8 protein-coding genes are annotated in these 11,794 nt (G+C 39.7%); 5 read left to right on the plus strand and 3 right to left on the minus strand.

Going from position 1 to position 11,794, the window contains the following annotated elements; genetic code table 11:
• Positions 1-27 precede the first annotated feature (27 nt).
• On the minus strand, positions 28-1,980 hold the full coding sequence (locus H5158_RS04730; protein WP_182739571.1) for a hypothetical protein: 1,953 nt from the start codon (positions 1,978-1,980) through the stop codon (positions 28-30).
• A gap of 429 nt (positions 1,981-2,409) precedes the next feature.
• Between H5158_RS04730 and H5158_RS04735 the strand changes: the two genes are divergently transcribed.
• Positions 2,410-3,999: an alpha/beta hydrolase gene (locus H5158_RS04735; RefSeq protein WP_220491229.1), complete on the plus strand. Its 1,590-nt coding sequence runs from the start codon at positions 2,410-2,412 to the stop codon at positions 3,997-3,999.
• Between the two features lie 179 nt (positions 4,000-4,178).
• Here the strand turns inward: H5158_RS04735 and H5158_RS04740 are convergent, their stop codons facing one another.
• Positions 4,179-5,807, minus strand: a complete 1,629-nt coding sequence (locus tag H5158_RS04740; RefSeq protein WP_145234135.1) for a sodium:solute symporter — start codon at positions 5,805-5,807, stop codon at positions 4,179-4,181.
• Between the two features lie 247 nt (positions 5,808-6,054).
• Here H5158_RS04740 and H5158_RS04745 point away from each other — a divergent pair, with 247 nt between their 5' ends.
• The 4 genes from H5158_RS04745 to H5158_RS04760 all read left to right on the plus strand — a co-directional run bounded on the left by H5158_RS04745 (position 6,055) and on the right by H5158_RS04760 (position 9,328).
• Positions 6,055-6,786, plus strand: coding sequence for a FadR/GntR family transcriptional regulator (locus H5158_RS04745; protein ID WP_145234132.1), 732 nt, complete (start codon positions 6,055-6,057; stop codon positions 6,784-6,786).
• 41 nt (positions 6,787-6,827) lie between these two features.
• On the plus strand, positions 6,828-7,607 hold the full coding sequence (locus H5158_RS04750; RefSeq protein WP_149980061.1) for an SDR family NAD(P)-dependent oxidoreductase: 780 nt from the start codon (positions 6,828-6,830) through the stop codon (positions 7,605-7,607).
• A gap of 98 nt (positions 7,608-7,705) precedes the next feature.
• Entirely contained in the window at positions 7,706-8,413 is a 708-nt protein-coding gene (locus H5158_RS04755; RefSeq protein ID WP_145234128.1) for a sulfite exporter TauE/SafE family protein, read from the plus strand.
• Between the two features lie 39 nt (positions 8,414-8,452).
• Positions 8,453-9,328: an SMP-30/gluconolactonase/LRE family protein gene (locus tag H5158_RS04760; RefSeq protein ID WP_182730869.1), complete on the plus strand. Its 876-nt coding sequence runs from the start codon at positions 8,453-8,455 to the stop codon at positions 9,326-9,328.
• 928 nt (positions 9,329-10,256) lie between these two features.
• Here H5158_RS04760 and H5158_RS04765 read toward each other — a convergent pair.
• Entirely contained in the window at positions 10,257-11,699 is a 1,443-nt protein-coding gene (locus H5158_RS04765) for a diguanylate cyclase domain-containing protein (RefSeq protein WP_182717798.1), read from the minus strand.
• Positions 11,700-11,794: the final 95 nt, after the last annotated feature.

Genomic DNA, 11,794 nt, shown 5'->3' on the forward strand with positions numbered 1-11,794 from the left:
ATCTCTCATTTTTAGCTGGTTCTAGCTTTAAAGTAACTCAAGCGTGCCTGATGTACTGCGTCTAAGTAGCTGTTGTGTAACAGGTCTTGATGAGAAGCTGGCAAGGGTTACTGACTTACTACGACGGAATCGGAATATCTTTATTGAGCCCACCAATTTGATTTTGCCACTGATTGTGTTTATAGAATGGTCTAAATCGACATTGCCTCGAACCAAAACACGTTCATTATCAGTAAGGCCAAATACGAGCGTGCCGGTTAAAGGGAATTTATGTTCTAAGAAACGTAAATTGGCATTAACACCTGCTTTAACTATGCTTAAGTTTAAGCCACCAAAAACACGGCCAGTAAAACTAAAGTTAGGAGTGACAGTTCGACTAATAAAACCACACGTATTAATATGTTCTTGCGATACAAGTTTCGTTTGACACATTGATAAATCGTCAAGTAAATCCATATCGTCATCCACATCAAGTCCAATTCGCCCTCCAGCACTAATTTTAAAACCTAGCCGCACGGGGCCAAAACCATAACCTAAGCTGGCTACTTGCTGACTTTTATCTTGCTCGAACTTATTTTTTATTTCTAGATGTTTTTTACCCTCTTTACTATTTTCATTTTTACCTGCAACGACTTTATTAAACACTTTGATTTGGTGAAAATAAGATGACTCTTTCTTTGTGACGATTGCTTCAGCTAAAGCCTCAGCTATTTTTACATCAAAACGTCTGCCTATATTCCCTTTTAATACTATTTCACCAGTGGCACGGCTTAAAATACCATTGCGCTGTAGTGTGTTATCAATATCCATTTCAGACTCAACACTGATGCGAGAACTACCCGGTCGGCGCTTTTGGTTTTTCTTAAATGCAACTTGGTTTGCTGCTGAGATGTTATTACTTTCTCGTTCTAGGTTTATATCAACGTCTTTGCAATCATTGGTTAAATCATTTTCATTACCGTCTTGTACAAAGCTAGTTTCGATACAGCCACGTAAAGTGAAAAAGGCCTCGTTAGCAAGGTCGCCTTCAAGTAGTGTGTCTAAATCCGTTTGTTTTAAATACAAATCGTGACTAACTTGGTCAGCAATGCCTGGTTGAATTTCACTAAATTCATATGAGTTATTAACTTGCCCATTTTCTTGGCCAATCATTAAATCAAGTTGTATCCCTGGGTTGTTTTGGGCAATCAATTTATAGGTTAAATTTGCAGACGACGGTAACTGATTAAGTTCCTTTAGTTGCTCTTCACTCATACCAAATGTTAGCTCTTGTTTGATAGTAAGGCCTGAGCTTGGATCAACAACGTCTAAATCTTCTGGGATTTCATCATCATTAATTTTAGAATAATATGGATCAGCACCATTAAAAACAAAACCAGACTGAACGGAGAGAACAGGAGTCGGCGATTCATCTTCATGGGGTAAAGCCAATAGCCCTACGGATGACTCCGTTTTAAGTTGATACTCGACATCTACACCCGCTTCACGTAATGAGAGCACTGGCAACTTAGTATTAACATAGCCATTGATTTCTTCGCCATCACGATAAAAACCGACTTTTAACTCAACTTGTTTTCCTTGTTCGGCAAGGTTTTGGCATTCACTGATGGGCCAAATAAATTCATTTTCTACCACGGTAGGCTCACCGTTAGCAAGTACCTGTACGTCAATAGCATTGGAGCTACAAACAACAGGGGAGGAAGGATCAATAGGATTTTTTTCTACAAAACTGAAGCTGACAGGAACATTCGTCTGTTCGGTAATATCTTTATCAGTATTTTTTATGGTAAATGACACTGGTATTCGATGATTAAGGGCAAATGTTTTAGAGGTATCAAAGTCCATTGTAAAATTGGACATTTCGACATCAAAGTCAACTGGAGCAGATTCTTCGACTGATGGGGAGTTATCACCACATGCACTTAATGCCGCCAGTATCACCAATATATTAATAGCGCGAAGTGGTTTGTTAATTATCATTGTTACATTTCTCAAATTAAATTAATTATCGAACAATAATAGCGACCTTGCGTGGTAATCCCCGTCGTAGTTAACGTGGTAATTTCCGTGGTATTTGTTATATGCTCAACAAGGTTGTATTTGAATTGTGTTTGGTTTTTATACTTCGCTATTTATATTTAGCTAGCTAAACGTTAAACATTTCTTTAATTTTAAGAGAAACATGCTGTTGTAAAAAAGTAACTGTTAAATAATAATCGGCGTGAGTAATCAGTCAGTGATACAATTATCCTCATTCAAACATGTTTTTTATCCTTCCTAAATGAGAGATTAGATCTCTGACCAGTAAAAGTACGCTTTACATAACATATAAAGTGGTAAATATTGTGCGCAAATAAGTGCTGTTATAAAACACAGTAGTCAAAATCGAATTCTATAGGAATGTGTTTTATGGTCTTAACAATAAATATGTTAGGGGAATTAAAAATACTGCGTGATGGTGAACCTTTAACATTACCAACGTCTAAAAGAACACGTGCGCTGCTTGCTTACCTTGCATTTACATCAAGGCCGCACCGTAGAGATCGCTTATGTGAAGTTTTTTGGGAAATACCAGATGACATTAAAGGCGCTTTGCGATGGTCGTTAAGTAAAATTAGACCTTACGTGAATGACAAGGAATGTGAGCGATTAGTAGCGGATAGAGAACGCGTTAACTTACTGAGTGTAGGTATTGAAATTGATGTACTTACGATTACGGAAAAAGTAAAACAAGCTAATTTATCAGCCAAGGAGCTAGAGACTATTTTAGCCCAATTACAAAGTCAATTTTTAGAGGGGATTGACTTATCAAACCAAGCGCTATTTCAGCAATGGTTGACAGGTGAGCGTCAGCAACTGAAGAATCTGCGTGCCAAAGTGTTACAAAGACTCAGTTGCCATGCAGATGTGGAGTTTTCTAAAAGGTTACAATACGCTAGAGATTGGCAAACTATTGATCCTTTTAATCCCTATGCAGCTACTCAGCTCATTACTCAATTAGAGTTATCAGGTAAATTTAATGAAGTTAAAAAGCTTTCATATGAGTTCGAAAAGCGCTTTAACCGAGCAGGGATCAATTGGTCGAAAGAAAGTAGTTTAAATGCTAACCCTGATGAAATTCCCAAAGCTATTAATCAAACAGAAGTGCGAGAGTTATTGGCACGACAGAAGGTACAGTTTTGTAAAGCGAAGGACGGCGTAAGTATTGCTTATGCATCTGTTGGTAAAGGTTTGCCAATAATAAAAGCTGCAAATTGGCTAAGTCATCTCGAACACGATTGGAACTCTCCAATTTGGAGCCCTTTGTTTCGTGATTTAGCGCAGAGCCATCATTTTTTTCGCTATGACGAGCGAGGTAATGGGTTATCTGATTGGAATGTTAAAGATATCTCTTTTGAATCTTTTGTGACTGATCTCGAATCAGTTGTTGAGGCAAGTGGTCATCAGCAGTTTTCTTTATTAGGTATCTCGCAAGGGGCTGCCGTATCGATAGAGTATGCGATAAGACATCCTGAGCGAGTTAAGCATTTAATTTTGTTTGGAGGGTATGCCGCTGGTTGGCGTATCGATGCAGATGAAAATACAATCCAAGAAAGAGAAGCGGTGATCACTCTAACCAAAATTGGCTGGGGGCAAAATAATCCATCTTATCGACAAATATTCTCTTCAACATTCATGCCCAGTGCAGATCAAAGTGAGCTTGCATGGTTTAATGAGTTTCAACGTCTCACAACATCTCCGGAGAATGCGGTGCGATTTCTTTCTGTTTTTGCTGATATTGACGTGCGTGAGCAGCTTGCCAAGTTGAAAGTGCCTACATTGGTACTGCATTCTTTAGGCGATGAACGTATACCTACTAGTGTAGGGCGTGATCTTGCTGCTGCTATTCCTAATGCTGAGTTTGTTGGTTTAGAAAGCGATGGTCATTTGTTACTGGGTAGAGAGCCAGCATCAAAAGTATTTGTTGATACTATTCGTGATTTTATTGCGCGACATTAAAGAAATCATAATAGGGCATAACAATAAAAAGACTGCTAGTTCAGAGTCATATCTGGTCTAGTGGGCATTAAAAAGTGAATATCGGCTTCCTTTTTATTTAGTTATATATTAAAAGGAAGCATTGATTAAAAAGGGGAGTGATAACACCCCCTATAAACGTGGGAACAACTAATTAAGTTTTACCAGAAGCGGTAGTAAATAAACGCAGTGATACCGATGATCCCCGCAGTATGAATGTAATCCCACTTATCTAATCCGGCAGCCACTTCTTTTAAAGTATCTTTGCCGATACTTGAGAAGGTTAAGCCTTTAAGCTGCTCTTCACTGGCGGGTTTAGTGAAAAAACTCACCACAATCATTATCACTACCACCACTACAAACAGTAAAATACAGTAGTAAAGCCAATTCATGTCGGTGATCCACGCAAGCGGTGTACCGCTGATAGCATCTTTGAAAGGCAATAGTACTAATCTGATCATACCTAACACAAACCCAGACACTAAACCGATAAAACCAGCATCAGGAGTAAAACGTTTACTGCATATACCTAGCAAGAACACGGCGGCAATACCTGGGGCTATTAACGATTGAACGCTTTGTAAGTACTCATAAAGTACATCAGCAATTAAGCTCATAATGGGGATCCACAATAAGCCTAAAATAACAATTGCAACGGTTGCTAAGCGCCCAACTTTTAACAGATGCTTTTCGCTCGATTCGGGTTTGAATTTTTTATAGAAATCGATAGTAAATAACGTCGCTGATGAGTTAAATAACGACGCTAACGAGCTCATTAATGCGGCCACTAAACCACCAATTACGATGCCTTTGACGCCGGATGGGAGTAACTCGGCAACCAATGTGGGAAACGCTTGGTCCGCACTGTCATAACTAATAATGCCTTTAACTTTTAGTGCATAGGCAATCATGCCCGGTACTAAAAAGATAAAAATAGGTAATAGCTTTAAGTAACCTGCAAACATAGTACCGCGACGAGCTTCTTTAATGCCTTTCGCCGACAGTACCCGTTGTACAATATATTGGTCTGTACACCAGTACCAAAAACCAATGATAAATGAACCAAATACGATCCCCGGCCACGGAAACTCGGTATCTGAGGCACTGCGAATTAAATGCATGTTCATATCGTTTATGCGTTCAACTTCAGACCACCCGCCGACTTTATCCAAACCGACAACTAAGATCACCACAGAGCCAATAATAAGTACTGGCGTTTGTAAAACAGAGGTCCACATGATGGCTTTCATACCCCCAAGTACAGTATAGATACCGGTGATCACTACTAAAGCAATGGCTGAGATCCAGAAGAAATCAATGCCCCAAATGCTTTCAATTCCTAAAATAGTTTTAAACGCGATGCCGCCAGCATAAACAGTCACCGCAACTTTAGTCAGTACATAACTGATCAAGGAAATAACCGATAAAAAAGTGCGTGATTTTGAATTATAGCGGCGCTCTAAAAACTCCGGCATGGTATATACTTTACTGCTCCAGTAAAAAGGCACAAACACCCAACCAAGTAATAAAATAATCCACGATTGCATTTCCCAGTGGGCTAATGCCATTCCCGATTGTGCACCTGCACCAGATAAACCAACGAGGTGTTCTGAGCCAATATTCGAGGCAAAAATTGACGCACCAATAACTAACCAACTCGCATTACGCCCAGCTAAAAAATAATCTGTAGTATCTTCTTCTTTTTGTCTCATCGAGACGACGACAACGGCTAATAACAAGACAAAAAATCCCGCTAACACTAGCCAGTCGAGTGTACTTAATTCGATCATCTTTAATTCCATCTAAGCCCGGAGATCAATCCGGATTATTTGTGTGTATAAAAATATTATAATACAAATGAGACAAATGAAAGAGATTTGTTAAAAATTAGTAATGCTTTAAATTTTTATGTTTTCAGCAATTACACAGTTCAAACAGCGGAAAAAAGTATTTACAGTAGCATTGTCAAAGATTTGCCTGATGACGCGGTAAGGTTATAGTAGTATCATAGAATAAGTATTTTTAAAGGAACTGTTTATGGCACGCATTGAAAATTTAAATTTGTCGCAACAGGTAACCAATGAGTTAGGTAAAGCCATTATTAATGGTCATTACACTGCTGAAACGGGTTTACCTACTGAAGCAAAATTATGTGAAGAGTATGGCATTAGTCGTACTGCTATTCGTGAAGCAGTAAAAATGCTTGCTGCAAAAGGGCTTATTTCATCGCGCCCGCGCCAAGGCATTCGGGTTGAACCAGCAAACACATGGAATTTATACGACACCAGCGTATTAAAATGGTTGCTTGATAGTAGCCCGACCTTGTATGTGTTAAAAGAATTTTTACAAGTACGCTTAGCTATTGAACCACAAGCAGCGGCACTTGCAGCAAGACGTGCTGATAAAGGCGCAATTGCAGAGATTGCGATTGCAGTTGAAAAAATGCAAGCGGCGGCTGATGCCTCCGATGGCGAAATCCATGAAAGTGATTTAGCTTTTCATACAGCAATTTTGTTTGCCAGCGGTAATCGTTTTTTCTTTCAATTGCGTGATTTTATTTGTACTGCTCTTAACGTTAGTATTCAGCATACAACACCCGCGAAAGGTAATAAAAAAGCCATTGCGGATGAACACTTTAAAGTGTATCAAGCAATTTTAAATGGTGAGCCTGAGCGCGCTAAAAACATGATGACGTATATGATTGACGAAGCTATGTCATTTATTGAAAAAGAAATAGCTGAAAAAGAGTCACAAAACGAATCGAAATAACCATGTTTTGTTAATGAATTATCTTAATACTTAAGGAAATCATGCCAGTCTCAACATCACACACAACAAGTTATCCAAGTCTCGCTGGTAAAAGTGTTTTTATTACCGGCGGTGCAACGGGGATCGGTGAAGTCATGGTAAAGCGCTTTTGTCAGCAGCATGCAAAAGTAACTTTTATTGATATTGCCAAACAGCAAGGTGAGCAATTGTGTAGCCAGTTAGCTGGCCAGTATCGCTTTGATCCGCAGTATATTTACTGTGATCTTCGTGACATTGAACAATTAAAAGCCGCTATTGAAACAACGGGCAAAACACAAGGTGAGATCAGCGTATTGATCAATAATGCGGCTGACGATACTCGCCACGTTGCCGATACCATGAGTGTTGAATACTGGGATGATAAGTTAGCCGTTAATTTACGGCCATGCTTTTTTTCGGCGCAAGCCGTAGCCCCGCAAATGCAGCGAATTGGTGGTGGTAGCATTATCAATATGGGCTCAGTGAGCTGGCGTATTAAGCAAACGGGCATGCCAGCTTACACCACGGCAAAAGCTGGGATCGAAGGACTAACCCGTTCATTAGCTGCGACTTATGGTAAAGATAATATTCGTATTAACACCTTAGTACCTGGCTGGGTGATGACCGAGCGCCAAATAACGCATTGGTTAACTCCAGATATGATTGAAGATGTTAGACATAATCAATGTATAAATGAAACATTACAGGCCGATGATATTGTCAATGCCGCATTATTTTTAGCCGCAGACGACAGTAAAATGATGACCGCACAATCACTTGTTGTTGATGCTGGTTGGACTTAAAATTCAATAAAAAATTTACCTAACGCCAATGATATTATAATATTAGGATATTCTTGTCTGTAAATTAGTCAAACCTAGTTAAATAAGGTAGAAACGCGTTGCCCGATATCGTATTAGTTTATTTTATATTAATAATAGGCGCATGCTTGCAATGCGTGATTGGGTTTGGTCTTGGCTTATTGTGCGCACCTATTTTATACTGGCTTATGCCAGAGTTAGTGCCAGGGCCAATGATTTTAAATGCTTTATTACTCACCTCAATTCTTGCCATAAAGCACCGTGGCGCAATAGATCTAAAGCAAACCGGCTATTCAATTTTTGGTGGCGCCGTAGGAGTGTTAATTGCTGCAGCGGTAATGTTGCATGTTGATCCCCATCAATATCGTATTTTACTCGGTTGTTGTTTACTAATTGCAGTTGCGTTATCACTTACAGGTTGGTCGCCTAAGCTTACCTTTATCTCTAATGTACTGGCATCACTAGCATCCGGTTTTATTGGTACTACCACATCCGCAGGCGGCGCTCCGATGGGACTACTTTATCAAGCGCAAAATAAAGATAAAATCAAAGCTAACTTAAGTATTTTCTTCGTGTTTATTAATTTATTTGGGATCACTGCGCTGCTGCTTACGGGCACTGCTGACTCTAATGACTTACTGCTATTTATTGAATGCTTACCCGCCATTTTAATTGGTTGGGGGCTTTCATACTTGTTAAATAATACAATTAATGAACAAGCCACGCGTATTTTAATTATTATTGTGGCGACTTTTTCAGGGCTGGCACTGATTTTCTTTCAACGTTAAAATAGCGCAATAAACTCACATGCTGTTTTAAGGTAAATAATGGCGATTAACTCGATTAAAATGATCATTCCTTGCCAATGTTTACTTGGCGAAGGGCCATATTACAGCGCATCGCTAAAGTGTTTATTTTGGGTCGATATTTTAGACAAACTACTTTACCGTTTTGATTGCCAGCAACAAACAGTGTGCCGTTACCCGATGGAGCAGGCTATTTGTTGGATAATGGAAACCACCGAACAGCGTTTAATCGCAGGTTTTGAGCGCGGCATTTATTACCTTGATAACAACACATTCCAACCTAGTGAGCTGTATCCACTGGCTACTCTTGCAGTAAATAATCGTTTAAATGATGCCAAAACCGACCGCAACGGGCATGTGTTTTTTGGTACGATGGATAAACATGAACAACACAATACTGGGGCGTTGTATCGCTTTGGTCAGCAACAAACGCCAACCATTGTTGATAGCAATTATGTGATCAGTAATGGCCCTGCAATAAGTAAAAACGGCCGTATTTTATATTCAACAGAATCATCCACCCGCACTATTTATCAATTTGATTTAAATGAGCAAGGTGAGCTTAGCAATAAGCGAGTATTTGTAAAATTTGACGAGACAATGGGCTTTCCCGATGGCATGACAGTCGATAACGACAATCACTTGTGGGTCGCGTCTTGGAATGGCCACGGCCTTTATCGTTTTTGTGAAAATGGCACTATCGTGCATTTTTATCGACTTCCCGCACCTAGGATCACCAGCCTCACTTTTTTTGGCGATGATCTAACAACCATCGCCGTTACCTCCGCCCGTACTGGCCTAGAACCTGAGATACTAAAACAATACCCCTACAGCGGCGCCGTATTTATTTTAACGGCAAGCGTCAAAGGGATCGCAGAAAGCCCAGCACAACTGTAATTAAGTAGATCCAAATAAACGATGTATCCCCTTGTTATTAGAGGTCGCACACGAAAGCATGTTTAATTTTTGATCTACAACAAACCGTTCAGGGGAGTATAATTACAACGATTTAGCTTTGAATGAACCGGACACGATACCTTGCTTAAGCCTTTATTTTGATCTTTAAAAATATGTTATACAAACAGTGGGTTACAATATGTCATGTTTTATAAGATAAGTTACCTTATTTAATCTAACTGTCCGTTTAAATTTTTTTACTGATATTCTATTGTTCACTGCCGCACAGGCGGCTTAGGTGACGATGGACCGACAAAAATATCGGAAATATTTTTGAACTGCGAAGCAGACCTTTATGGCGAAGGGCAGGACGCCTAAAGTAAACGACATATCTAATAAAGAGTGCAGCTTGAGGAAGTGAGGTCATGGCAGATTTTTGTTCCCGACAAAATCTAAGTACCTAAATCCATTTAGGCAATGACTGATGTAACCAAGCTCTATGGATGGATTGTTAACACCGCGGTTTGTTTGAAGTACTGTCGCGCCAGCAAGCTTAGCGTCTACGGTGGATAATATTGCAAATGGTGTTGTATATTTGTGCGCAAGCAAGCTTAGCGCCTACAACACAGGCAGCTTCGGTGACGATGGACCGACAAAAATATCGGGAATATTTTTGAACTGCGAAGCAGACCTTTATGGCGAAGGGCAGGACGCCTAAAGTAAACGACATATTTAATAAAGAGTGCAGCCTGAGGAAGTGAGGTCATGGCAGATTTTTGTTCCCGACAAAATCTAAGTACCTAAATCCATTTAGGCAATGACTTATGTAACCAAGCTCCATGGATGGATTGTTAACAGCGCGGTTTATTTGAAATTAAGTTCACTTTGATTTGTCGCGAGGTAAACTCGCAGCTACGAGTACATGGCTCTAATGCTCTTCATCAAAGACTTGAATTTGATTGCGGCCTGATTTTTTTGCCACGTAGAGTGCGCTGTCGGCGGCGAGGATCATCATATCGGTGGTGGTGTATTTATCTGGTTTACAGCTGTAACATCCGATGCTGAGGGTGAGGTGGTCGGCTACGTTTGAATTTGGGTGCAGGATATTTAGTTGGCTTATTTGCTGTTGCAGTAATCTGGCAAATTTTAAGCAGTGGGGTTTATCAATGCTGGGTAACACAATTGCAAATTCTTCTCCGCCGTAGCGAGCTGCTAAATCACCTTGTCGCTTACATAAGCGATGCAAGGTTTGGGCAACTTGTTTGAGTGCCTCATCGCCTTGCTGGTGGCCATTATTGTCGTTATACAGTTTAAAATAATCGATATCACAAATGATTAAACTCAATGGTTGATGTGAGCGTGTTGCGCGTTGAATTTCACGGAGTAAGGTTTGATCAAAACAGCGGCGATTGGCGATATTTGTCAGGCTGTCGAGATTTGCTTGTGATTGCAGTTCTTGGTTGGCTAAAAGTAATTGCTGTTGAGCTTGCTCTAAGCGTTGTTTATACAGAACGTTTTTCAGTGCATTGGCAATAATTTCACCTACCAGTTTGATCCGCATAAGGTCGGTGTCGGTCCAGTGGCGTATATGTGTTACACAATCACAGCCAATAAAACCAAATAAGGCGTTTTCAGAGCGCAGCCCAATACATAAAACAGACTTGATCCCCTCTGATTCAAATTCAGCTTTTTCAGCAGCAGCGGCTGGGGGTAACAAGTCTACATCAGATACCTTAAAAACGTGCTTTTCGTTCATGGTACTAAAAAAATACGGTAATAAATCTTGTTGAATATCTTGCAGCTTTTCTTTAAAAGGCTTGACCTGCGTATTAACCCATTCATGAGTATTGCTCATGGCTTTGCCGTTTTCACTAAATTGGAATAAATAGCTACGATCAGCATCACAAAATGTACCTATGGTTTTTAAAGCGCTTTCGATCTGTTGATCGAGGTTGTCTATTTGTATATCAATAAGTTGTGTTGATATTTTTGCTATTACTTCGTCAAAATCAGCGTGTACAGTAAACGATGTGTGCGGTTCAAGCGCCAGCATTATTAACTGTGGGCCAATTAAACTATAGGTGACTGTAACACGCAGGAGTGTGTGTTTTGTGGCAATGTTATAGATGTGTTCGGTGTTATTTTGGGGAGTTAAAAAGGTCTGATAATCAACAATCGTGTGGTTTTCTGTGTGTTTAATTGATAAGTGTTGAAATGCTTTTTCCACTGGACTTATTGCTGGCATTAATTTAAGTAACTGCTGACTTGATGCGTTGGCGTGCAGCGTATCTGTTTGTTGATCAAACAGCACAATTGCAAGTGGCAACGCTTGTAAAGATTGCCAAATTTCGTCTACAGAATACTGTCTCACTGGATTTCCAACTTCTTATTAACATATTAAGCTTACATTCAATTTTAAGAAAATGGTATTTTAATTAGCCGTTTTATATATAAATTAACTCGATA

This window comes from Pseudoalteromonas sp. SR45-6 (assembly GCF_014163545.1).
Taxonomy (GTDB): Bacteria; Pseudomonadota; Gammaproteobacteria; order Enterobacterales; family Alteromonadaceae; genus Pseudoalteromonas; species Pseudoalteromonas rhizosphaerae.

What these genes read in the sequence shown, in the direction of transcription:
- H5158_RS04730 (WP_182739571.1), bottom strand. Translation starts at nt 1,980, where the DNA reads ATGATAATTAACAAACCACTTCGCGCTATTAATATATTGGTGATACTG.
- H5158_RS04735 (WP_220491229.1), top strand. Translation starts at nt 2,410, where the DNA reads ATGGTCTTAACAATAAATATGTTAGGGGAATTAAAAATACTGCGTGAT.
- H5158_RS04740 (WP_145234135.1), bottom strand. Translation starts at nt 5,807, where the DNA reads ATGATCGAATTAAGTACACTCGACTGGCTAGTGTTAGCGGGATTTTTT.
- H5158_RS04745 (WP_145234132.1), top strand. Translation starts at nt 6,055, where the DNA reads ATGGCACGCATTGAAAATTTAAATTTGTCGCAACAGGTAACCAATGAG.
- H5158_RS04750 (WP_149980061.1), top strand. Translation starts at nt 6,828, where the DNA reads ATGCCAGTCTCAACATCACACACAACAAGTTATCCAAGTCTCGCTGGT.
- H5158_RS04760 (WP_182730869.1), top strand. Translation starts at nt 8,453, where the DNA reads ATGGCGATTAACTCGATTAAAATGATCATTCCTTGCCAATGTTTACTT.